Raw genomic sequence first — 23,106 nt, 5'->3', positions numbered from 1 at the left:
AAACGCTTGCTTATAACCTTATGAATACAAACAGAAATGTCATTTGGAGCCAATTATTCACAGAATTTAAATCTGAAAACAGGCATCAAAACAACCACTTATAAAGCGATTTGCTTATATTTCAAACCGTTAACGCAAACGTTTTTCCTTTATGATCTCCTTGACCCACACCGTGGCTCACTTACAGTTAGCCAGCGTGCTTTATGGCCTGCCCCGGCAGGTTGTGGACCCTCACATAACAATCAAGGATACGATCGTGACTAAAGTGCTCAAGCTGGCCACCGTTGCCGCCCTCACTCTCGCTGCCCTTTCTGCCCAGGCAGCCTCCCAGCCCGCCGTCATCTACGACACCGCAGGCAAATTCGACAAATCGTTCAACGAAGCCGTGTTCCGCAATGGCGTCGAAGTCTACAACAAAGACAAAGGCGTCAAGGTCAAGGAGTTCGAACCCCAGAACGAAGCCCAGCGTGAGCAAGGTCTGCGTCGTCTGGCCAGCCGTGGCAACGGCCCGATCGTTGCCGTCGGCTTCAACATGGGTTCCGCGGTAGAGAAAGTAGCGACCGAGTTCCCGAAAACCCAGTTCACCATCATCGACATGGTGGTCGACAAGCCGAACGTCCAGTCCGTCATCTTCAAGGAGCATGAAGGTTCCTTCCTGGTGGGCGCGCTGGCTGCCATCGCCTCCAAGACCGGCAAGGTCGGCTTCGTGGGCGGCATGGACATCCCGCTGATCCGCAAGTTCGAGTGCGGCTACGAGCAGGGTGCCAAGTACGTCAATCCGAAGATCGAAGTGTTCCAGAACATGACCGGCTCCACCCCGGCGGCGTTTGCTGACCCGGCCAAGGGTGCCGAACTGGCCAAGTCCCAGTTCGCCAAGGGCGCCGACGTGGTCTATGCCGCCGCCGGCGGTACCGGCATCGGTGTTTACCAGGCCGCCAAGGACGAAGGCAAACTGGCCATCGGCGTGGATTCCAACCAGAACCACCTGCAACCGGGCACCATGCTGACCTCCATGGTCAAGTCGGTTGGCCTGGCCGCCTACCAGACCTGGGATGACGCCGCCAAGGGCACCTGGAAACCGGGTATCAAGAACCTGGGCCTGGCCGAGGGTGGTGTGGATTGGGCGCTCGACAAAGACAACGAGAAGCTGATCACCCCCGAGATGAAAGCCAAGGTGGACGCCATCAAGGCCGAAATCATCTCCGGCAAGGTCAAGGTGCACGACTACATGAGCGACAGCACCTGCAAATACTGAGTAACCGCTACTACTCTCAACCCAACGACCGGCCCGCACGGGCCGGTTTTTAGTCTCTTTTCATGACCCGCAAGGACTGCATCATGGACCAGACAGATCGCTATGCCATCGAATTAAGGGGTATCGATAAGCGGTTTGGCGAAGTGTACGCCAACAAGCAGATCGACCTTAAGGTTCGTAAAGGCAGCATTCACGGTATCGTCGGCGAAAATGGCGCCGGCAAGTCGACCCTGATGAGCATCATCTACGGTTTCTACCACGCCGACAAAGGCGAGATGTTCATCGACGGCAACCCGTTCAAACCCCATGGCTCACAAGATGCGATTGCCGCAGGCGTGGGCATGGTGCACCAGCACTTCATGCTGGTGAACAACTTCACGGTTTTGGAAAACGTCATTCTCGGCGCGGAAAACGGCTGGCACCTGGGCAAGAGCCTGGCGGCGGCCGAAAAGCTGCTGGGCGAGCTGGCACGGGACTATGGTCTCGAAGTGCCGCTGCACGAGAAGGTCGAGGATCTGCCGGTGGGCCTGCAACAACGGGTAGAGATCCTCAAGGCGCTCTATCGCGGCGCCCGCATCCTGATCCTGGACGAGCCGACCGGGGTACTGACCCCACAAGAGGCGGATCACCTGTTCGAGGTGCTCAAGAAGCTGCGCGATCAGGGCGCCACCATCATCCTCATCACCCACAAGCTGCGCGAGATCCTGGCCATCACGGATCAGGTCTCCATCATGCGCCGGGGTGAAATGGTGGCCCACGTCGCCACCAAGGATACCGACAAGGAGCAGCTGGCCGAACTGATGGTGGGCCGCAAGGTGCGCCTCAAGGTCGACAAGGGGCCGACCCAGCCGGGCGACGCCAAGCTCAAGGTCGATGGCCTCAGCTATGTGGACGACGCCAAGGTGGAGCGGGTCAAATCCGTCAGCTTCGAGGTGCGGGCCGGTGAAGTGGTCGGCATCGCCGGCGTCTCCGGCAACGGCCAGTCCGAGCTGCTCAGCCTGCTCGGCGGCATCCTCAAGCCCAGCAAGGGCAGCTTCACCATCACCGGTGGCGGTCAGGCCCACGAAGTGAGCGTGAGCCACCCGGCCGACCCGGAGCGGGTGCGCAACTTCGGTCTCGGCCACGTGCCGGAAGACAGACACAAGATGGGTCTCATCAACCGCTTCGAGGCGAAAGAGGCCTTTATCCTCGGCTATCACCGCCGTCCCCAGTACAACAAGGGCTGGCTGCAGAACAAGGAGGCGATCCTGCAGGATTGCCAGGCCAAGATGGACAAGTGGGACGTGCGCCCGCCCCATCCCGAGCACAAGACCGCCAACTTCTCCGGCGGCAACCAGCAGAAGTTGGTGATCGCCCGGGAAGTGGAGCAGGACCCGGACGTACTGTTGATCGGCCAGCCGACCCGCGGGGTCGACATCGGCGCCATCGAGTATATCCACCAGCAGATCATCGCCATGCGCGACAAGGGCAAGGCGGTGTTGCTGGTGTCGGTGGAGCTGGACGAGATCATGAGCCTCTCTGACCGCATTCTGGTCATCGCCGACGGTCGCATCGTCGGTGAGCTGGATGCCGCCAAGGCGGATGAACGCACCATCGGTCTGATGATGGCGAACATAGTTCCTGACGAGGTGGCGGCAAGCCAATCACAAGGAGCCACATCATGAAGCTCACAGCCACTTGTAACGGATTCGGCCTGCTGATGGTCAACCCCCCCGTCTCCGACCAGATTGCCAAGGAGGCTCGCCCATGAGCCAAGCACGTATCCCTGCCTGGATCTCCGTGGGCGTACTGCCCGCGGTCAACATCCTGCTGGCCTTCCTGGTGTCGGCCATCCTGTTCTACTACCTCGACATCAACCCGGTCGATGCCGCCGAGATCATGTGGTACGGCGCCTTCGGCACCGGTGAAGGGGTCGGTTTCACCCTCTACTACGCGACCGGCTTCATCTTTACCGGTCTCTCGGTGGCGGTGGCCTTCCACGCCGGCCTGTTCAACATCGGTGGCGAGGGGCAGGCCTATATCGGCGGCCTCGGCGTCGGTCTGGTCTGTCTGCTGCTGGGTGATTCCCTGCCGTTCGCCCTGCTGCTGCCGCTGGCCATCATCGCCGGCGGCCTGTTCGGCGCGGCCTGGGCCTTCATCCCCGCCTGGCTGCAAGCCAAGCGCGGCAGCCACATCGTCATCACCACCATCATGTTCAACTTCATCGCCGCCTCCCTGATGGCCTACCTGCTGGTCGAGGTGTTCAAGCCGGCGGGCTCCATGGCCACCGAGAGCAAGGTGTTTGCCGAGGCGAGCTGGCTGCCGAAGATGAGCGAACTGGCGGGAGCATTCGGCATGGAGATGTCGAACAGCCCGCTCAACATCAGCTTCTTCTGGGCACTGCTCTGCGCGGCCCTGGTGTGGATCTTCATCTGGCATACCCGCTGGGGCTACGAGATCCGCTCGGTCGGCGCCAGCCAGAGTGCGTCCGCCTATGCCGGCATCTCCTATCCCAAGGTGGTGATCCTGGCCATGGTGATCTCCGGCATGCTGTCGGGCTTCTTCGCCCTCAACGTGCTGCAGGGTGAACTGCACCAGATCAAGCTCAACTTCGTGGAAGGGTTCGGCTTCACCGGTATCGCGGTGGCGCTGATGGGGCGCAACCACCCGGTCGGCGTCATCATCGCCAGCCTGCTGTTTGGCTTCCTCTATCAGGGCGGCGCCGAGCTGAGCTTCGAGTTCGGGGTGGACCGCAACATAGTGGTGGTGTTGCAGGGTCTGGTGATCCTGTTCTGTGGCGCCCTTGAGCACATGATGCGTCCGCGCATCGAGCAGCTCTATCTGGCGTTTGCCAACCGCTCTGCGCAAGTCAAGGGGGCCTGATCATGTTCGAAATTCTGATCCTGATGCTGGATGCCACCATCCGCACCGCGCCACCGCTGATCCTGGCCGCCATGGCCGGCATGTTCTGCGAGCGCTCCGGGGTGGTCAACATCGCCCTGGAGGGCAAGCTGCTGGCGGCGGCGTTCGCCAGCGCGGCGGCGGCGGCCGTCTCCGGCTCTGCCTGGATTGGGCTGGGTGCCGGGGTGGGTGTCTCCATCCTGTTCGCCCTGATGCACGGCTTTGCCACCATCACCCACCGCGGTGATCAGGTGGTGAGCGGCATGGCCATCAACATCCTGGCGGCCGGCCTGACCGTCACCCTGGGCCGTTACTGGTTCGATCAGGGCGGCCAGACCCCGGCACTGTCCGGCGCGGCCCGCTTCGCCCCCATCGACCTGCCCTATGCCAAGGAGCTGTATGACGTGCCTGTCATCGGCCAGCTCTACAGCGAGCTGCTGAGCGGCCACTCCCTGCTGGAGTACGTAGCGTTCGCCGCCGTACCGCTGGCCTGGTGGGTGCTGTTCCGTACCCGCTTCGGCCTGCGCCTGCGGGCGGTGGGCGAGGCACCGGCTGCGGTCGACACCGCCGGTATCTCGGTGGTGCGCATGCGCTACACCGCGCTCATCATCGGCGGCCTGCTGGCCGGCATCGGCGGCACCTACCTGGCGGTGGCCCAGACTGCCCAGTTCATCCCCAACATGAGCGCGGGCAAGGGCTTCATGGCGCTGGCGGCGCTGGTGTTCGGCAAGTGGCGCCCCTGGAACGCCATGGCGGCCTGCCTACTGTTCGGCTTCCTCGATGCGGTCGCCATCCGGCTGCAAGGGGTCAGCATCGGCGGTTTCCCGATCCCGGTACAGGCCATCGAGGCGCTGCCCTACATCCTGACCGTGTTCCTGCTGGCCGGCTTCATCGGCAAGGCGGTGGCACCCAAGGCGCTCGGCACCCCCTACGTCAAGGAGCGGGAATAGTCCCGCCCTTCATGCCATGCAAAAGGCCCGCACATGCGGGCCTTTTTTTATTGAGCTGAGCTCAGCCGACGGGGCGCACCAGCGCGGGCTGATGGGGATCGCTCAGCCGCTCCGCCAGATAGTCCACCAGCAGTCGCACCTTGGGAGAGAGGTGGCGGTTGTGAGGATAGAGGGCCCAGATCCCCTCCGCTGGCGCCCGCAGCTCGGGCAGCAGCTCGATAAGCTCGCCCCGGGCCAGGTGGTCGCTCACGTAGTAGTCCGGCAGCTGGATGATGCCGATCCCCTTGAGCGCCGCATCCAGCAGGGCGTGGCCGCTGTTGCAGTGCAGCAGACCGTGCACCCGCACGCTGTGGGGACGGCCATCCAGGGTGAAGTGCCACTCGTCGCTGTTGCCCACCAGGCAGGTGTGGCGGGTGAGCTCGGAGAGGCTGTTGGGCATGCCGTGGCGGGCGGTGTAGGCGGGCGAGGCGCACACATAGGGCACCCGCTGCGCCAGCTTGCGCGCCACCAGGCTGGAGTCCTTGAGGTGGCCGAGCCGCAGCGCCAGATCGTAGCCCTCGTGCACCAGATCCAGCAGCTGGTTGGTGAGGTTGAGGGTCACCTCCAGCTGGGGAAAGCGCACCATGAAGTCGTTCACCAGCGGGGCGATGCGGCTCTCGCCGTAGGAGACCGGGGCCGTGATGCGCAGGGTACCCTGCGGCACCGCCTGATGACGCCCCACCGCCAGCTCCGCCTCGTAGAGGTTGTCCAGCAGCTGGCGACAGTGGCGATAGTAGATCTCGCCGAGCTCGGTGAGCCGCACCTGGCGGGTGGTGCGCAGCAGCAGCTTGGCCTGCAGCCGATCCTCCAGCTGTGCCACCTGCCGGCTGACTTGCGCCACCGACACCCCCAGCTTGCGCGCCGCCGGGGTAAAGCCCCCCTGCTCCGCCACGCTGACAAATTCACAGATCCCTTCCCAGCCGAACATTATTACCTGTCTGTAAAAGTGATTTCAGATTTCGCCTTATTATCACCAAATAAGCGGGAAACTACACTGGATGTCCGAACCCATTCACCTCACCCTGCTCAACAATAAGGACATCCGTCATGGCACAGGTTCAAAGCATCAAGTGTAAGGCCGCCATCGCCTGGGGCCCGGGCCAGCCCCTCTCCATCGAAGAAGTCGAGGTCATGCCGCCCCAGGCGGGCGAAGTGCGGGTGCGCATCGTCGCCACTGGCGTCTGTCACACCGATGCCTTCACCCTCTCCGGTGAAGATCCGGAAGGGGTCTTCCCCTGCATCCTCGGTCACGAGGGGGGCGGCATCGTCGAATCCGTCGGCGAGGGCGTCACCAGCGTCAAGGTGGGCGATCACGTGATCCCGCTCTACACCCCCGAGTGCGGCGAGTGCAAGTTCTGCAAATCCGGCAAGACCAACCTGTGCCAGAAGATCCGCGCCACCCAGGGCAAGGGGCTGATGCCGGATGGTACCACCCGCTTCTCCAAGGATGGCCAGCCCATCTATCACTACATGGGCACCTCCACCTTCAGCGAATACACGGTACTGCCCGAGATCTCCATCGCCAAGGTGGACCCGGCCGCCCCGCTGGAAGAGGTCTGCCTGCTCGGCTGCGGCGTCACCACCGGCATCGGCGCCGTGATGAACACCGCCAAGGTGAAAGAGGGTGAGAGCGTCGCCATCTTCGGGCTGGGTGGCATCGGCCTCTCCGCGGTGATCGGCGCTCGTCTGGCCAAGGCCGGCCGCATCATCGCCATCGACATCAACGAGAGCAAGTTCGAACTGGCCCGCAAGCTGGGCGCCACCGACTGCATCAACCCGAACGACTACGACAAGCCCATCCAGGAGGTGATCGTCGAGCTCACCGACGGCGGCGTCGACTTCTCGTTCGAGTGCATCGGCAACGTCAAGGTGATGCGCGCGGCGCTGGAGTGCTGCCACAAGGGCTGGGGCGAGTCGGTCATCATCGGTGTGGCCGGCGCTGGCCAGGAGATCAGCACCCGTCCGTTCCAGCTGGTCACCGGCCGGGTCTGGCGCGGCAGCGCCTTCGGCGGCGTGCGCGGTCGCAGCGAGCTGCCGAGCTACGTGCAGCGCTACATGCAGGGTGAATTCAAGCTGGACGACTTCATCACCCACACCATGGGGCTTGAGCAGATCAATGAGGCGTTCGATCTGATGCACGAAGGCAAGAGCATCCGCAGCGTCATCCACTACTGAGCATGATCACCCCGCCCACCACCGTGGGCGGGGTGCAGGAGTTCCCCCGATGAATCTGGACATAATCAGCAGCAACAAGAGCTTCGGCGGCTGGCACAAGCGCTACAGCCACGCCTCCGAGGTGCTGGGTTGCGAGATGCGCTTCGCCATCTATCTACCGCCCCAGGCCCTCACCGGCCAGAAGGTACCCGTGCTCTACTGGCTCTCCGGCCTCACCTGCACCGATGAAAACTTCATGCAGAAGGCGGGCGCCCAGCGCATCGCCGCCGAACTCGGCATCGCCCTGGTGGCGCCGGACACCAGCCCGCGCGGTGAAGAGGTCGCGGACGACCCCGGTTACGATCTTGGCATGGGCGCCGGCTTCTACGTCAACGCCACCCAGCATCCCTGGCGCGATCACTACCAGATGTACGACTACGTCACCCGCGAGCTGCCCGAGCTCATCGAGACCCACTTCCCGGTCTCGACGAAGCGCGCCATCAGCGGCCACTCCATGGGCGGCCACGGGGCGCTCATCGCCGCCCTGCGCGAACCCGGTCGCTACCGCTCGGTGTCGGCCTTCAGCCCCATCAGCCACCCGAGCCGCTGCCCCTGGGGCCAGAAGGCACTCGGCGCCTACCTCGGCAACAACCCCTTGCTGTGGCAGGAGTGGGACGCCTGCCAGCTGCTGCGCCACCACCCGGTGACGCCGCTGCCGACCCTGGTGGACGTGGGGCTGGACGATCCCTTCCTGGCCGAACAGCTGCACATCGACGCCCTGGCCGATGCGGCCGCCGGCAAGGAGTGGCCGCTGGAGCTCAACCGCCACGCCGGGTACGACCACAGCTACTACTTCGTGGCGAGCTTCATCGAGGCGCACCTGCGCTTTCACGCCCGCCACCTCTGATCAAAACAGGCCCGTGACGGGCCTGTTTTTTTCTGGTCGGTGGACAACACCATTCAACTGCCCTGCCGGCTTACCTCGCCGGAGCCGGCGATCTCGCTCTGCAGCACAGGGTCACCCCAGTAGCTGACCGAGCCCGAGCCGGCGATGCCCACCTTGAGTCGCTCCTGCGCCCGAACCTCCACGTCGCCGCTGCCGGCGATATTGACCTCCACCTCGCGCCCCTTCAGCTCGGCCCCCAGCACATCCCCCGAGCCGGCGATGTTGAGCTCGACCGCCCTGGCCGTGCTGTTCCCCAGATCCAGGCTGCCGGCTCCCGCGATGTTGCCCTCCAGCCGATCCAGCTCGAGCCCGTCAGCGACGATGTCACCGACCCCGGCCACCGACAGCACCAGCGCCTCCCCCTTGAAGCCGCGCAGCTCGCCGTTGGCAACCCCTGCCAGCGCCAGCTCATGGAGCGCGGGCAGGGTGATGGTGATCTCCAGCGGCTCGGTAGGATCGAGTCGGTAACCGTCCTTCACCTCGATCTCCAGCTTGTCGCCCCGCTCGCTCAGCACCAGGTAGGGCAGCAGGTTCTCCTGCCCACGGATGCGCAATCCGCGCGGCTCGCCGGCCACCAGATGGACGCTGGCAGGCACCCCGGCCAGCACCCGGGTCACCTGCCGGCCCACCCCGTGCTGCTGCTCGATCACGGCCCCTGCCCCGCTCACCCGGGTATCATCCAGCCAGCTGCACCCGCTGAGCCCGACCGCCAGCACCACGCCCATCATCCATTTCATCGCCACTCTCCTCATTGTGTATTGGCCAGTCGTGGCCCCTTGGTCAGCATCCATCGCAAAGCCTGTGCCAGTTAGTCAACTGCATGATTTGTAGGAAAATATCCATTTTTACGCTACATGAACACAGCAAACAGAGAGTCATTCAGACCATAATCTGGCGAATCTGACCATCCCCGAACGGGCAGGTGGACGACCGATTGGCGAGCCGTTCACGGGGTCGCTATGCTGACAAGCCGTGGAAGTTTTTGGTTGCCGAGCCGGTCTGTTGAGCCAATAGTGGTACCTTGTGCGTACAAAGCTCTCCATTGCGGTAATGCCATTACCACTATCTTGTCAGTCTTCACTGCCAACAAGGAGTCAGAGCGTGACCCAAGCCACTCTTCTCTATTCCACCGCCACCGGCCTGCCGGAACCGACCCGTACCCCGCTGCTGACTGGCAGCGATCCCGAACACAAGCGCCGCGAGCTGCTCGCCTACTTCTGCCAGACCTTCGATCTCTACGATTCGCTGTTCGACTGCCTGGCCGACGAGCGCGCCTGGTTTGACAAGGCGATCCCCCTGCGCCACCCGCTCATCTTCTACTACGGCCACACCGCCGCCTTCTTCATCAACAAGCTGCTGGCGGCCCGCCTTATCGAGGGCCGCCTCGACGCCCGCATCGAGGCCATGGTTGCCATCGGGGTGGACGAGATGAGCTGGGACGATCTGGACGAGACCCACTACGACTGGCCCTCCGTCAGCGAGCTGCGCGACTATCGCGGCCGGGTGCGCGCCCTGGTGTGTGATTTTATCGAGCGGATGCCGATCGAGCTGCCCATCGATTGGCAGAGCCCGGCCTGGGTCATCTTGATGGGGATAGAGCACGAGCGCATCCACCTCGAGACCTCCAGTGTGCTGATCCGCCAGCTGCCGCTGGCCTGGGTGCGCAGCCAGCCCCAGTGGCCGGTCTGCCCCGAGGCGCGCCATCGCCGTGACGAGGTGCCCGCCAACAGTCTGCTGCCGGTCGCCGGTGGCCGGGTGCGGCTCGGCAAACAGGACGCCACCTACGGCTGGGACAACGAATATGGCGAGCGCCACATCGAACTGGCCCCCTTCCAGGCCAGCCGCATGCTGGTGAGCAACGCAGAATTTTTCGACTTCGTGCAGGCAGGCGGCTACGAGGCCCGCGCCTGGTGGGATGACGAAGGCTGGGGCTGGCGCCAGTATGCCAGGGCCCGCATGCCCACCTTCTGGGTCGGCGACCCCCTCGAACCCGAGCAACTGCAACTACGGCTGATGACCGAGCAGGTCCCTATGCCCTGGGACTGGCCGGCGGAGGTGAACCAGCTGGAGGCCGCCGCCTTCTGTCGCTGGCAGGCGGCCCAGACCGGGCTGCCCATCCAATTGCCGAGCGAGGCGGAGTGGATGCTGCTGCGCGAACAGCTGGCCGGCGATCAGCCGGACTGGATCGAGGCGCCCGGCAACATCAACCTGGCCCGCTTCGCGTCGTCCTGTCCGGTGGATGCCTGCCCACAGGGCAGCTTCTTCGATCTGGTGGGCAACGTCTGGCAGTGGACCAGCACCGCCATCGACGGCTTCGAGGGGTTCAAGGTGCATCCCCTCTACGACGACTTCTCCACCCCCACCTTCGACGGCAAGCACACCCTGATCAAGGGCGGCAGCTGGATCAGTACCGGCAACGAGGCGCTCAAGTCCTCCCGCTACGCCTTCCGCCGTCACTTCTTCCAGCATGCAGGCTTTCGCTATCTGGTCTCCCGCTATCAGGAGCCGGTCGTCGTCAATCCCTATGAAACCGACACGCTCGTCGCTCAGTATCTCGACTTCCAGTACGGGCCGACCCACTTCGGGGTCGCCAACTACGCCCAGACCCTGGCCGGCCTGGCCAGCGAGCTGTGCAGTCGCCATGAGCGGGCGCTCGACATCGGCTGCGCCACCGGCCGCGCCAGCTTCGAACTGGCGCGCCACTTCGCCCACGTGGACGGAGTCGACTACTCGGCCCGCTTCATCGACGTGGCGCTGGCGCTCGCCAGCCAGGACAGCTTCCGCTATGCGGTGCCGGTGGAAGGGGATCTGGTGGAATATTGCGAGGCGCGGCTCTCCCGCCATGAGCTTGGCCGCCAGCAGAGCGAGCGGGTCCACTTCAGCCAGGGGGATGCCTGCAACCTCAAGCCCAAGTACGGCGACTACGACCTGGTGCTCGCTTCCAACCTGATCGACCGGCTGCGGGAACCTGCCCGCTTCCTGCGGGACATTGCTCCGCGCCTTCGCAGCGGCGGCCTGCTGGTGCTCACCAGCCCCTACACCTGGCTGACCGACTACACCCCCAAGGCCAACTGGCTCGGCGGTGTGCGCGAGAACGGCGAGGCCCTCGGCACCTATCAGGCGCTGCAGCGGCTGCTGGCGGCGGAATTCGAGGAGCAGATGCCCCCGAGGGACGTCCCCTTCGTCATCCGCGAGACCGCCCGCAAGTACCAGCACACGGTGGCCCAGCTCACCGTCTGGCGTAAACGCTGACGAGGCGACAAACGAAAGAGGGAGGCCCATGGCCTCCCTCTTTTTTATCCGGACCGCTTACCCCTGCTGAACCTGGGGCACGGCCTCCTGCTCGTGGTAGCGGCGAGCCAGCACGGCGCACACCATCAGCTGGATCTGGTGGAAGATCATCAGCGGCAGCACCATGACCCCGACGCTGGCGGCCGGGAACATGACGTTGGCCATCGGCACCCCGTTGGCCAGGCTCTTCTTGGAGCCGCAGAAGACGATGGTGATCTCGTCCGCCCTGTCGAAGCCGAGGCGACGGCTGATCCAGACGTTCCAGCCCAGCACCAGTGCCAGCAGCACGCAGCTCAGCAGCACGATACTGGCCAGATCGTACCAGCCTACTTGATGCCAGATCCCCTGCACCACCGCCTCGCTGAAGGCCACATAGACCACCAGCAGGATGGAGCTCTGGTCCAGCTTGCCGATGAGTGGCCGGTGGCTGTCGACCCAGCGGCCGATAAGCGGGCGCGACAGGTGGCCCACCACGAACGGCAGCATCAGCTGCACCATGATGGCCTGAATGGAGTGCCAGGTATCGACCCCCTCCCCCTGCACATTGATCATCAGCCCCACCAGCACCGGCGAGAGGAAGATACCGAGAATGCTGGAGGCCGAGGCGCTGCACACCGCCGCCGACACATTGCCCCCCGCCATCGAGGTAAAGGCGATGGCCGACTGCACCGTGGCCGGCAGGGCACAGAGGTAGAGGAAACCGAGGTAGATGGCCGGGCTCAGCCAGTGGGGCACCAGCGGCGTGAGCAGCAGCCCCAGCAGCGGGAACAGCACGAAGGTGCTGGCCATCACCACCAGGTGTAGCCGCCAGTGGCTGAGGCCCGCCAGCAGGTTCTGGCGCGACAGCTTGGCGCCATGCATGAAGAACAAGAGCGCCACCGCCAGCTTGGTCAGCAGACCGAACCAGACGGCCACCTGCCCCTCGCAGGGGAAGAAGGAGGCCAGCGCGACCACCACAATCAGTACAGAGGTAAAGGGATCCAGACGCACGAGCGGTCTCCGGTGAAAGCAGATCCCGTCCCCGCGCGGGGCCGGTGATCGGGGACGACAGGAAACACAACAGGAGCTGTGGCACAGCTCCTGTTGAAACGAATCCCCAGCTTACCCCGATAAGCGGGAGGCGCAAAGTTGAGCGACCCCCCTTTATCTGCCGGAAATTAAGCAAGCCCGGCTGGCCACCAGATCCGGCCAGCCTTGTGCTTCAACTCTGCTTGGCCAGCTTGCCGCCGGCTGTACCGGTGGCCTGCTTGCGGGCTTGGCGCTTCTCGAAGCGGGAGATCCACCAGTAGGCCAGCGCCGAGAAGACCGCGGTCATAAAGACGTTGATGAAGAAGGCGCGCACCAGATCCACCCCGGCCGGGAAGGCAGAGGCGCTCATGCTCACCACGAAGATGGCGATCAGCACAGACACCACGCCCATCCCGAACTTGCGCGATCCCATGCGGAACTCGCGCGGGGTGTCGTCATGTTTCCAGCGGAACACGAAGTAGGCCACCATGATGAAGATCGGCGGCAGCATGGCAGTCCCTGCGGTGAGGTTGATGGCGGTGTTCATCATCTGCTGCACCGATTCCGAGCCGAACCCGTTGACCACCAGCATCGCGAACACGAAGACAAACTGCCACCAGGCGGCGCGCACCGGCACGCCGTGCTCGTTGAGCTGGGTGGTCTTCTCGCCGTAAACCCCCTGCGGGATCTCGGAGAAGTGGATCTTCACCGGCGCCGAGGTCCACATCATCATGGAACCGAACATGGCGATGAACAGCACCACGCCGACGAAGCGGCCCACCAGCGCCTCGGAGAGCCCGAAGTACTGGGCCATGCCGGTGAAGATCTCCACCATGCCACCGGCATAGGTGAGGCTCTCGCGCGGCACGAACACGTTCACCAGCAGGGAACCGACCGCATACATGGCACCGATGACGATGCCGGCACTGATGATCACCTTGATGAAGGATTTCTGGCCGCCCTTCACATCATTGAGGTAGGCCGCCGCCGTCTCGGCACCGCCCGCCGCCTGGAAGATCCAGCACATGATGCCGAGCGTCGCCCAGTTGACGGTGGGGGTCATGGCTTCCAGGGTGATGGGCTGGGCCGGCACATGATCGCCACTTAGGGCCATCAGGGCGCCCAGCACATAGATGGCGAACAGGGCAAACACCCCGTAGGCCACGATCTCGGCAATCTTGCCCAGCCAGCTCGCCCCCTTGGTGGAGATATGGGTCGCCGCCGCAAACAGCACGATGGAGATGACTGAGGTGACCATGGGCGAGAAGCTGTACTCATAGCCCAGCATGGCGTAGGAGGCGTAGGCGATGACGTTGGGCAGCAGGGAGACGAACCAGAACAGGTTCACGAACCAGTAGAGAAACGAGCCCAGATAGGCCATCCGGGTGCCGAGCGGTTTTTTCAGCCAGTCGTACATCCCCGACTCGGAGTTTTTATTGGCCGAGACGAACTCGGCGATGATGAAGACGAACGGGATGAAGTAGACGATGGTCGCCAGCAGGAAGATGGGGGCGGAGCTGAGCCCCAGCTCGATGTTGTTGTTGACGATGTTGCGCACGTTGAACACGGCGGCAAAGGTCATCGACAACAGGGCAAACTTGCCTATGGTGCCGCGTACGGATTCAGACATGGTGTCCTCCAGTGGACTCGCGCTCCCTGCGGGGAGCGCTGTGACTCTGTGATGTGTTTGGCAAGGGTCTGTCGGCCCCGCGCTTTACTCTCTTGTTATGATCGGGCCGTTTGGACAGCCTCGTTGCTGAACCGGTGCAATCTCACCGCACCAGCTCGCAATACCAGTCAGACGATCGGGGTGCCCGGCGCCATCGGCACCCGCGGTTGCAACAGCACGCTCTGGCTCTCGTCCGGGGTCTCGGCGCAGAGCAACATGCACTCGGATCGCTCGCCGCGCATTTTGGTGGGCTTGAGGTTGGTCAGCACCACCACCTCGCTGCCCATCAGCTCCTCTTCGCTGTAGTAAGGCACCAGACTGGTGACGGTCTGCAGCGGCCGCTCGCCACCCACGTCGATCTGGACGATGTAGAGTTTGTCGGCCCTGGGGTGGCGCACCACCTCCAGTACCTTGCCCACCTTCATCTCGGCCCGCTTGAATTCGGCAAACTCGATCGTCTCGCTCATGCTCTTTTCCTTTTCTGGTTCAACGGTTTGCGGGTGGCCAACGGCCACCCGGTTTGATTGGAATTCAATGCAGTGGCTATGGCGTCTGCATGGCAACCTGCGCTGTCGGCTGGGCCTCTTTGGCACGCGCTTCGGCACTGAGGGAGGCCTCGTATCTGTTGTATTTCCACCAGGCGAAGCCGAGGAAAATCACGATCCCGCCAACGTTGTAGAAGATGATGGTCATGATGTCGGCGCCGGTCGGGAAGGTGGAGGCGAGGAAGCCCACCGAGAAGATGGCGATCAGCACCGACACCACGGCGATGCCGGTGGTGCGTGAGCCCATCTTGAACTCCCGCGGCAGATGGTCGAGCTTCAGGCGCAGATTGAGGTAGGCCAGCATGATGAACAGCGGCGGCAGCATGGAAGCGGCAGCGGTCATGTTGATGACGGTGTTCATCAGATCCTGCGCTGTGTTGGAGCCCAGGGTCGGGATCACCATCAGCGGCAGCACGATGAGGTACTGGATCCAGGCTGCCCGGGCGGGCACGCCGTTCTCGTTCAGCTCGACCGTCTTCTTGCCGAAGATGCCGGCCGGGATTTCGGAGAAGAAGATCTTCACCGGGGTCGCGGTCCACATCAGCAGGGAGCCGAACATGGCGGTGAAGGAGACCAGCCCCACGAAGCGGTTCATCAGGATCTCCGGCAGGCCGAAGTAGGCCGCCAGCCCTTCAAACACCTGCACCGAGCCGCCGGTGTATTTCAGGGTGTCGCTGTGAACGAAGACGTTGATCAGCAGAGACGCGATGGAGTAGAGCACCCCGATAAAGATCCCGGCGACGATGATCACCTTCACGAAGGACTTGGAGCCCCCTTTCACGTCATTGACGTAGACCGCCACCGACTCGGCGCCACCGGCCGCCATAAAGATCCAGGTGGTGATGCCCAAGAACGCCCAGCTGAAATCGGGGACCATGGCCTCGACCGTGATGGGGTCGGCCGGTTGAACGCCACCCACCAGAGCCGTGCCCGCCAGCAGGATGTAGGAGAGGGTCAGCAGAAGCATCAGGGACGAAGTCACCGAGGTGATGGGGCCCAGCATCTTGGCGCCGTTGGTGGAAACGTAGGTGGCAAAGGCAAACAGCACCATGCTCAAGGCCGTGGTCGCCACCGGAGTGAGAATGTACTCGTAGCCGAGGAAGGCATAGGAGGCGTAGGCGATGACCCGCGGCAGCAAGGAGGTGAAGAAGAAGAGGTTCACGAACCAGTAGGTGTAGGCGGAGATAAAGGCCCAGCGACCGCCGAGGGAGCTCTTCACCCAGGCATAGACGCCCGCTTCGGAGTTTTTGTTCAGTGACACAAATTCCGCAATGATCAGGCAAAACGGAATGAAGTAAAAAATGGTGGCCAGAAAGAACATCGGGGCCGAGGCCAGACCGATCTCGATGTTGTTGTTGATGACGTTGTTGAAGCTGAATACCGCCGCGAAGGTGAGCGACAGCAGACCAAACTTGCCTATCGTATTGCGTTTGGAATCAGACATGGTGCATCTCCAGACCTGTAGTTATTGCAGCGAAAAGGCGGGGCATGATTTGTAGGGTGAGCCCCGCCCTTCCGGCTTTGTCAGTGCAGAACCAGCGGCTTGTTATTTGTTTTTGAAGTAGCCGCCTTCGACGGTGACCTTGATGATCACCTTGCGCACCGGGCTGTCGCCTGTGAACCGGTACGCCTCGTCGTTCTCGAAGATCACCACCTGACCGTTGCCCACCTGCTGGCGCTCACGCACCTCACCTGCCAGCCACTCGCGGTCTGTGGTGTCGTCATAGGCCTGCTCGACCGCCAGCTCGCTCTTGGCTGCCCACTCCACCGTCTCTTCCCCTTCCAGGTAGTAATGAACGTCGAAGTAGCGGCGCTGCCCCTCGAACAGGGAGGTGGCCGGGCTGGCCCCCTCCTGCAAGCGGTAGGTGAGGGAGTCACCGATGGAGTGGCAAATGCCGGGTTTGAGGTTTGCCAGGTTGTCGATGGCCTCCACGCAGCGGCCCCACTTCTTGCCCTCCCGGTAGATGTTTTTGAACAGGGTCAGGTTGTCCAGGGTGATCATGCGAGGTTCCTCCCGCCGTTGATGGTGAGATCGAGCCCGGCCAGCGCAGCCGGATTGAGGTTGCCGCGAGCAATGGGCAGCAGGGTCAGGCCGAAGCTGAACGGCTCGAAGCGCACCCGCCAGGAGTCCAGCACCTCGGAGCCCCAGGAGTTGGAACCCAGCCCCAGCACCTTGTGATCCAGATTGAGGGTGAGATAACCGCTCGGTTCCAGCTCGTTGATGTGCTGCGCCGCGTGGATATGCTCCCAGCTGTAGGGCCAGACGCTCAGGTTGATGGGGGCATCGGGCCGCACGTAGAGACCGGCGCCGTGGCGGTTGGTCAGGGTCGCCCAGCGCACCTGCTGCCGGTTGCCGTTGTCCTGCGGGAAGGGGTAGTGCTCCCACATCTCGCTGACTGTGCTCTGGAAGCTGTCGATCCAGTTGCTCTGGCGGCTGTCCTGATAGTTCTCACCCGGCCCCATGCCGTAGTAGTGCACCCGGTCGAGATCCTGACGAATGCCCAGTTCGAAGCCGATCTTGGGGATGATGTCGTCATAGCCGCCGTAGGGCTGGCCGGAGAGCGCCACATGCAGCTGACCGTTCGGGCTCAGGGTGTAGACGTAGCGGCAGCGCATGCCGAAATCGAACACCGGCGGCGCAATCAGGCTCTCTACCGTCACCTCAACCGCCTCACCCAGCTGGCGCCAGCTCAGGGTGCGGAAGTGCTCCTGCATGATCTGCAGGTGGTTCGGGTGCCACAGGCTCTCGTACTCCTGCTTGTGGTTGTCGATCATCGGCTTGAAGAAGGTGAGGCGCGGCGAGCGCTCAATCAGCTCGATACCATCCTGCTGCCAGCTCACCAGCTTGCCGTCGAGGCGTGAGAAACGCAGGGCAAAGCCGCTGCCGCTCAAGGTCAGCGCGAGGCGCTCGTCGGCAATCTGCAGCGCAGTGGCATTGGGGTTGGCGAAGGGCTGCAGCTGACGAGTCGACTCTTTCAGCTGGAACTGATACTGGCCCAGCTCGTGCTCCGCCGCGCTGTAGCGGGTGGCACTGGCCTTGATGACCCGCAGCTGGACGAAGGTTTCCCGCCCATCAAGCGTGGGCAGCTCAAGCTGCAACTCTGTGGTGGCACCGGGAGCCACCCCTTCCAGCCGGATTTGCTGGCTGGCCAGCAGTTCGCCCTCGGCCTTCACCTCGACCAGCAGGCGGATGTCGTCGAGATTGGAGAACCAGTAGCGGTTTTCCACTTCCAGCTTGCCGCTCGCCAGATCCAGCGCGCGCACCTTGACCGGGCAGATCACCTGCTTGTATTCGCGCAGGCCTGGCCCCGGGGTCTGATCCGGATAGATGAGGCCATCCATGCAGAAGTTGTAGTTGTTGGGGTAGTCGCCGTAGTCGCCGCCGTACTTGTAGACCGGGCGGCCCTGCTCGTCCTGATCCAGAATGCCGTGATCGCACCACTCCCAGATGTAGTGGCCCTGAATGTGGGGATGACGGTCGAACACCTGCTGATATTCACTGAGGCCACCCGGGCCATTACCCATGGCGTGGGCGTATTCACAGAGGATGCGTGGCTTCTCCATCGGGAACTCGCCGAAGCAGTTCATCTGGGAGACGCGGGAATACATGGTGCTCACCACATCCACCACCTCGGCATCGCGATCCTCTTCGTAGTGCACCAGCCGGGTCGGGTCGATCGCCTTGCAGCGCTGGTACATGGCTCTGATGTTGCAGCCGTAGCCGGACTCGTTGCCGAGCGACCAGATGATGATGGAGGGGTGGTTCTTCTGGGCGTGCACGTGGCGCTCGATGCGATCCACGAACACCGACTCCCAGAAGGGGTCATCGGTGATGCGGCTGAGATCGCCGACGTTGGCAAAACCGTGGGTCTCCACATCGGTCTCCGCCATCACGAACAGACCATACTGGTCGCACAGCTCGTAGAAGCGCGGATCGTTCGGGTAGTGGGCGGTGCGCACCGAGTTGAGGTTGTACTGCTTCATCAGCACGATATCGCGTTCAACACGGTCCATACCGACCGCGCGGCTCTTGAGGTGGTCGTTGTCGTGGCGGTTCACCCCGTGCAGCTTGAGGTAGTGGCCGTTGACGTAGAAGAGGCCATCTTTGACCTTGATTTCACGCACCCCAACCCGCTGCGGGATCACTTCCAGCAGCTCGCCCTGACCGTTGTAGAGGGAGAGTTGCAACTGATAGAGGTAAGGATCTTCGGCGCTCCACAGATGGGGGTTGGCCAGATCCAGCGTGAAGCGGCAATCACACTTGCCGTCGATGGCGAGATGGTCGAGCGAGCCACTGGCGATCTCGCAGCCCTGATCCAGCAGCGACCAGACCAGACGGTGATCACGGGCAGCCGCACCCAGATTTTCCAGCTGAATGTCGCAGCTCAGGGTCGCGCTTTGATTGTCATCGGCCAGCACGGTGCGGATGAAGAAGTCCTGCACATGGGCGGCCGGTTTGCCCACCAGATAGACGTCGCGGAAGATCCCCGCCATCCACCACATATCCTGATCTTCGATATAGGTGGAGTCAGCCCACTGCATCACCCGCACCGACAGCAGGTTCTCGCCGATGTTGGCGTAGGCGCTGATATCAAACTCGGCGGTGAGGCGGCTGCCTTTGCTGAAACCGACGTAGTGGCCGTTCACATAGACCTCGAAGTAGGTCTCCACTCCGTCAAATTTGATGATCACCTGCTCGCCATCCCAGGCCGGGCTCAGCGTGAAGCTGCGCTGATAAGCGCCGGTGGGGTTGCTGGTCGGCACGAAGGGCACGTCGATGGGGAAGGGAAAACCTTCGTCGGTGTACTGCAGCTGACCATGTCCTTCCATCTGCCACATGTTAGGCACGGTGATCTGGCCCCATTCGTTCATGGGGCTGTGATAGAAGGCCTCCGGCACCTGCAGGGGGTGGTCGAAGTAGTGGAACTGCCACTGGCCGCTAAGGCCCAGAAAACGGCGGCTCAGCTCGCGCTGCATGGTGGTCGCCAGCGCGTGGTCGGCATAAGAGAAGAAGTAGGCGCGCGGAGCCAGCCTGTTTTCACCAACGAATTGGACGTTTTCCCAGTTATTCACATGTCCTCCCGGAACAAGGCAACGTTAACTGGGTAAACTCTAGATAAACATTTACTAAATATCAGCTTTGAATTGGTAAAGTTTTAACCTGATCACAATGAACAGATGGTTTTGTGAGCGAGATCAGAAGCGGGAGATAAAGGAAGGCAAGATATGGATGAATGGCATGGATGTTGATAGTAGCTGGCTGAGCTGCAATAAAATCAACTATAAAACAATATGATATGAAGTTGTTGGATGATATGGGAAAGAGGTTTACTTGGGAGGGGTGTCGCACCACCGCAAGATGGTGCGACTAAAAAGCGGATTGTTTTACTAAAATCAGCGCGTAGTACCACGCAGGGTCAACTTGCTCGGTACTAGCACCCGCAGCGGGATATCCCGCTCGTCCCGCAGCCGCTCAACCAGCAGATTGACCCCCTGGGAGCCCATCAACTCGGAGTGGATCCGCACCGTGGAGAGCGGCGGGAAGGTGAACTTGGCGGTCGGGATATCGTTGACGCTGATAAGCTCGATCTGCTGGGGAATCGCCAGTCCCTTCTCATGGATGGCACGCAGCACACCGATGGCGATGGAGTCGGAGGCAACGAACAGCGCCTTGGGCCAATCTCCCGCCAGCATCTCTTTGGCCAACTTGTAGCCGGAGGCGCTGGAGAAATCCCCGCGATAGAGGTCGCTCTCCTGCACCACACCGAGGCGCTGACCGTAGTCGAGGAAGGCCAGCTCGCGCAGATCCGGGCCATCATCCTGGCCGCCGATATAGCCGATGCGCTGATGTCCCTGGGCGATGAAGAAGTCCACTACCTGCTGGCTGATCAGCACCAGATCCACGTCAATCGAGTCAAAGTCCCCCTGAGAACGGCAATCCACGAACACCAGCTGGGCAGAGAGGGAGTGGAGCGCGGCGAGACGCTCTGCAGGCAGATGGCCGATGACCAGGATACCGTCGACGGCGGAGAGATCGCGCCCCTCGGCACCGTTGTAGAAGTGGGTCAGCTCGATGTTGAGACGGGCACACTGGGTCTCGATGCCGTAGCGGATGGCCAGATAATAGGGGTCGTTGACCTCGGTGCTCTGCGGGTAGGCATAGACAGCCAGGAAGTGCAGCTTGCTCTTGTGAACCCCCTTGCGGGCACCGCTGGTCTTGTACTCCAACCGCTCGGCGATCTCGAAGATCTTCTGCTTGGTCTCTTCCTTGACGCTCAGCGTCGGATCTTCATTGAGCACCCGCGACACGGTAGCCTGGGAAACCCCCGCCTCCAGTGCAATTTCCTTCAACGTGGCCATGCATACTCCTCTGGCGATGACTCCCGACAATACCAGACCAAGAGTAACGGGCAACGTGCTGACATCCCAGCATTTTTACTAAAAGAAACCCATCAGGACGGCAAAATTCCAATGCAAAAAGGCCTCCCGAATGGGAGGCCTCTTCTAAATAGGTGCCTGACAGTGTCCTACTCTCGCATGGCGAATGCCACACTACCATCGGCGCTACCGCGTTTCACTTCTGAGTTCGGCATGGGATCAGGTGGTTCCACGGCGCTATTGCCGTCAGGCAAAAGCTTTACTACTTCAATAATGGTGCTGATACCCAGAGTCGAACTGGGGACCTCATCCTTACCAAGGATGCGCTCTACCAACTGAGCCATATCAGCACACTAACCGGTAAAGACCGCACTGTGTGCGCTATCTAAATCATCTGTCCAATACGACCTGACGTCGTATCGCGACCAACCACATCGCTGTGATTGCTTAATTGATGCCTGGCAGTGTCCTACTCTCGCATGGCGAATGCCACACTACCATCGGCGCTACCGCGTTTCACTTCTGAGTTCGGCATGGGTTCAGGTGGTTCCACGGCGCTATGGCCGCCAGGCAAATTCTTCAATCTGAGAAAGCTGACGTGAATAACGACCTGGTCATTATCACTGAATAAGTAGTTCGTTCATTCGCTACAAGGCCCAGAACACTTCTTGGGTGTTGTATGGTTAAGCCTCACGGGTAATTAGTATGGGTTAGCTCAACACGTCGCCGCGCTTACACACCCCACCTATCAACGTTGTGGTCTCCAACGGCCCTTTAGGACCCTCAAGGGGTCAGGGATGACTCATCTCAGGGCTCGCTTCCCGCTTAGATGCTTTCAGCGGTTATCGATTCCGAACTTAGCTACCGGGCAGTGCCACTGGCGTGACAACCCGAACACCAGAGGTTCGTTCACTCCGGTCCTCTCGTACTAGGAGCAACTCCCTTCAATCATCCAACGCCCACGGCAGATAGGGACCGAACTGTCTCACGACGTTCTGAACCCAGCTCGCGTACCACTTTAAATGGCGAACAGCCATACCCTTGGGACCGACTTCAGCCCCAGGATGTGATGAGCCGACATCGAGGTGCCAAACACCGCCGTCGATATGAACTCTTGGGCGGTATCAGCCTGTTATCCCCGGAGTACCTTTTATCCGTTGAGCGATGGCCCTTCCATTCAGAACCACCGGATCACTATGACCTACTTTCGTACCTGCTCGACCTGTCCGTCTCGCAGTTAAGCTGGCTTATGCCATTGCACTAACCTCCTGATGTCCGACCAGGATTAGCCAACCTTCGTGCTCCTCCGTTACTCTTTGGGAGGAGACCGCCCCAGTCAAACTACCCACCAGGCACTGTCCGCGACCCGGATTCACGGGCCTGCGTTAGAACATCAAACATACAAGGGTGGTATTTCAAGGACGGCTCCAGCGCAACTGGCGTCACGCCTTCAAAGCCTCCCACCTATCCTACACATGTAGGTTCAATGTTCAGTGCCAAGCTGTAGTAAAGGTTCACGGGGTCTTTCCGTCTAGCCGCGGGTACACCGCATCTTCACGGCGAATTCGATTTCACTGAGTCTCGGGTGGAGACAGCATGGCCATGGTTACACCATTCGTGCAGGTCGGAACTTACCCGACAAGGAATTTCGCTACCTTAGGACCGTTATAGTTACGGCCGCCGTTTACCGGGGCTTCGATCAAGAGCTTCGCTTGCGCTAACCCCATCAATTAACCTTCCGGCACCGGGCAGGTGTCACACCCTATACGTCCACTTTCGTGTTTGCAGAGTGCTGTGTTTTTGATAAACAGTCCCAGCCATCTGGTCACTGCGACTCCCAACTGCTCCATCCGCAAGGGACTTCACTGTCAAGAGCGAACCTTCTCCCGAAGTTACGGTTCTATTTTGCCTAGTTCCTTCACCCGAGTTCTCTCAAGCGCCTTGGTATTCTCTACCCGACCACCTGTGTCGGTTTGGGGTACGATGACTTG

General features: G+C 61.7%; 16 protein-coding genes, 1 tRNA gene and 3 rRNA genes (1 of these 20 cut by a window edge). 7 read left to right on the top strand and 13 right to left on the bottom strand.

Annotation, left to right across the window (positions count from 1 at the left end; translation table 11 throughout):
• Positions 1–256: 256 nt before the first annotated feature.
• From E5E96_RS08230 to E5E96_RS08215, 4 genes are all read left to right on the top strand, one after another.
• Entirely contained in the window at positions 257–1,255 is a 999-nt protein-coding gene (locus E5E96_RS08230) for a BMP family protein (protein ID WP_024944638.1), read from the top strand.
• An 83-nt stretch (positions 1,256–1,338) separates the two neighbouring features.
• Positions 1,339–2,919: an ABC transporter ATP-binding protein gene (locus E5E96_RS08225; RefSeq protein ID WP_024944637.1), complete on the top strand. Its 1,581-nt coding sequence runs from the start codon at positions 1,339–1,341 to the stop codon at positions 2,917–2,919.
• A gap of 82 nt (positions 2,920–3,001) precedes the next feature.
• Entirely contained in the window at positions 3,002–4,117 is a 1,116-nt protein-coding gene (locus E5E96_RS08220; RefSeq protein WP_101617528.1) for an ABC transporter permease, read from the top strand.
• 2 nt (positions 4,118–4,119) lie between these two features.
• On the top strand, positions 4,120–5,085 hold the full coding sequence (locus E5E96_RS08215) for an ABC transporter permease (RefSeq protein ID WP_016349044.1): 966 nt from the start codon (positions 4,120–4,122) through the stop codon (positions 5,083–5,085).
• A gap of 61 nt (positions 5,086–5,146) precedes the next feature.
• On the opposite strand, the gene E5E96_RS08210 is transcribed toward E5E96_RS08215, so the two are convergent.
• The gene (locus E5E96_RS08210) at positions 5,147–6,052 is read right to left on the bottom strand and encodes a LysR substrate-binding domain-containing protein (protein WP_010635489.1); all 906 of its coding nucleotides are present in this window, start codon (positions 6,050–6,052) and stop codon (positions 5,147–5,149) included.
• A 119-nt stretch (positions 6,053–6,171) separates the two neighbouring features.
• Between E5E96_RS08210 and E5E96_RS08205 the strand changes: the two genes are divergently transcribed.
• Entirely contained in the window at positions 6,172–7,299 is a 1,128-nt protein-coding gene (locus E5E96_RS08205) for an S-(hydroxymethyl)glutathione dehydrogenase/class III alcohol dehydrogenase (protein WP_005307638.1), read from the top strand.
• A 49-nt stretch (positions 7,300–7,348) separates the two neighbouring features.
• On the top strand, positions 7,349–8,185 hold the full coding sequence (fghA, locus tag E5E96_RS08200) for an S-formylglutathione hydrolase (RefSeq protein WP_044798865.1): 837 nt from the start codon (positions 7,349–7,351) through the stop codon (positions 8,183–8,185).
• A gap of 53 nt (positions 8,186–8,238) precedes the next feature.
• On the opposite strand, the gene E5E96_RS08195 is transcribed toward fghA, so the two are convergent.
• Positions 8,239–8,961, bottom strand: coding sequence for a head GIN domain-containing protein (locus tag E5E96_RS08195; RefSeq protein WP_011704223.1), 723 nt, complete (start codon positions 8,959–8,961; stop codon positions 8,239–8,241).
• Positions 8,962–9,325: 364 nt separating this feature from the next.
• Between E5E96_RS08195 and ovoA the strand changes: the two genes are divergently transcribed.
• The gene (ovoA, locus tag E5E96_RS08190; protein WP_171281904.1) at positions 9,326–11,476 is read left to right on the top strand and encodes a 5-histidylcysteine sulfoxide synthase; all 2,151 of its coding nucleotides are present in this window, start codon (positions 9,326–9,328) and stop codon (positions 11,474–11,476) included.
• Positions 11,477–11,533: 57 nt separating this feature from the next.
• Here the strand turns inward: ovoA and E5E96_RS08185 are convergent, their stop codons facing one another.
• The 11 genes from E5E96_RS08185 to E5E96_RS08135 all read right to left on the bottom strand — a co-directional run.
• The gene (locus E5E96_RS08185; RefSeq protein ID WP_171281903.1) at positions 11,534–12,505 is read right to left on the bottom strand and encodes a bile acid:sodium symporter family protein; all 972 of its coding nucleotides are present in this window, start codon (positions 12,503–12,505) and stop codon (positions 11,534–11,536) included.
• Between the two features lie 211 nt (positions 12,506–12,716).
• A complete protein-coding gene (locus tag E5E96_RS08180) occupies positions 12,717–14,153 on the bottom strand; it encodes an amino acid permease (RefSeq protein WP_168968467.1) in 1,437 nt (478 codons plus the stop codon).
• A 167-nt stretch (positions 14,154–14,320) separates the two neighbouring features.
• The gene (locus E5E96_RS08175) at positions 14,321–14,659 is read right to left on the bottom strand and encodes a tRNA-binding protein (RefSeq protein ID WP_171281902.1); all 339 of its coding nucleotides are present in this window, start codon (positions 14,657–14,659) and stop codon (positions 14,321–14,323) included.
• Positions 14,660–14,735: 76 nt separating this feature from the next.
• Entirely contained in the window at positions 14,736–16,181 is a 1,446-nt protein-coding gene (locus E5E96_RS08170; RefSeq protein WP_171281901.1) for an amino acid permease, read from the bottom strand.
• A 102-nt stretch (positions 16,182–16,283) separates the two neighbouring features.
• The gene (locus E5E96_RS08165; protein WP_171281900.1) at positions 16,284–16,739 is read right to left on the bottom strand and encodes a beta-galactosidase subunit beta; all 456 of its coding nucleotides are present in this window, start codon (positions 16,737–16,739) and stop codon (positions 16,284–16,286) included.
• Positions 16,736–19,810 carry a beta-galactosidase subunit alpha gene (ebgA, locus tag E5E96_RS08160; RefSeq protein ID WP_171281899.1) on the bottom strand — a complete coding sequence of 1,025 codons (3,075 nt, stop codon included), beginning with the start codon at positions 19,808–19,810 and terminating at the stop codon, positions 16,736–16,738. The genes E5E96_RS08165 and ebgA overlap by 4 nt, the downstream gene beginning before the upstream one ends.
• 321 nt (positions 19,811–20,131) lie before the next feature.
• A complete protein-coding gene (gene ebgR, locus E5E96_RS08155; RefSeq protein ID WP_171281898.1) occupies positions 20,132–21,097 on the bottom strand; it encodes a transcriptional regulator EbgR in 966 nt (321 codons plus the stop codon).
• 154 nt (positions 21,098–21,251) lie between these two features.
• Positions 21,252–21,366: ribosomal RNA gene (gene rrf / locus E5E96_RS08150) — 5S ribosomal RNA — on the bottom strand.
• A 23-nt stretch (positions 21,367–21,389) separates the two neighbouring features.
• Positions 21,390–21,465 (bottom strand) — tRNA-Thr (locus E5E96_RS08145).
• Positions 21,466–21,571: 106 nt separating this feature from the next.
• Positions 21,572–21,686 (bottom strand): 5S ribosomal RNA (rrf, locus tag E5E96_RS08140).
• 108 nt (positions 21,687–21,794) lie between these two features.
• Positions 21,795–23,106: ribosomal RNA gene (locus E5E96_RS08135) — 23S ribosomal RNA — on the bottom strand; it runs 1,577 nt beyond the window's last position.

The organism is Aeromonas sp. 1805 (assembly GCF_013085525.1).
GTDB classification, from domain to species: domain Bacteria; phylum Pseudomonadota; class Gammaproteobacteria; order Enterobacterales; family Aeromonadaceae; genus Aeromonas; species Aeromonas hydrophila.
The sequence above is the reverse complement of the archived record's forward strand: the minus strand, read 5'-3'. Positions and strand labels throughout refer to the sequence as shown.

Excerpts from the sequence above, each read along its gene's own strand:
- E5E96_RS08220 (WP_101617528.1), top strand. The coding sequence starts at position 3,002 with ATGAGCCAAGCACGTATCCCTGCCTGGATCTCCGTGGGCGTACTGCCC.
- E5E96_RS08225 (WP_024944637.1), top strand. The coding sequence starts at position 1,339 with ATGGACCAGACAGATCGCTATGCCATCGAATTAAGGGGTATCGATAAG.
- E5E96_RS08180 (WP_168968467.1), bottom strand. The coding sequence starts at position 14,153 with ATGTCTGAATCCGTACGCGGCACCATAGGCAAGTTTGCCCTGTTGTCG.
- E5E96_RS08205 (WP_005307638.1), top strand. The coding sequence starts at position 6,172 with ATGGCACAGGTTCAAAGCATCAAGTGTAAGGCCGCCATCGCCTGGGGC.
- E5E96_RS08215 (WP_016349044.1), top strand. The coding sequence starts at position 4,120 with ATGTTCGAAATTCTGATCCTGATGCTGGATGCCACCATCCGCACCGCG.
- fghA (WP_044798865.1), top strand. The coding sequence starts at position 7,349 with ATGAATCTGGACATAATCAGCAGCAACAAGAGCTTCGGCGGCTGGCAC.
- E5E96_RS08195 (WP_011704223.1), bottom strand. The coding sequence starts at position 8,961 with ATGAAATGGATGATGGGCGTGGTGCTGGCGGTCGGGCTCAGCGGGTGC.
- E5E96_RS08210 (WP_010635489.1), bottom strand. The coding sequence starts at position 6,052 with ATGTTCGGCTGGGAAGGGATCTGTGAATTTGTCAGCGTGGCGGAGCAG.
- E5E96_RS08170 (WP_171281901.1), bottom strand. The coding sequence starts at position 16,181 with ATGTCTGATTCCAAACGCAATACGATAGGCAAGTTTGGTCTGCTGTCG.
- E5E96_RS08165 (WP_171281900.1), bottom strand. The coding sequence starts at position 16,739 with ATGATCACCCTGGACAACCTGACCCTGTTCAAAAACATCTACCGGGAG.
- E5E96_RS08175 (WP_171281902.1), bottom strand. The coding sequence starts at position 14,659 with ATGAGCGAGACGATCGAGTTTGCCGAATTCAAGCGGGCCGAGATGAAG.
- ebgR (WP_171281898.1), bottom strand. The coding sequence starts at position 21,097 with ATGGCCACGTTGAAGGAAATTGCACTGGAGGCGGGGGTTTCCCAGGCT.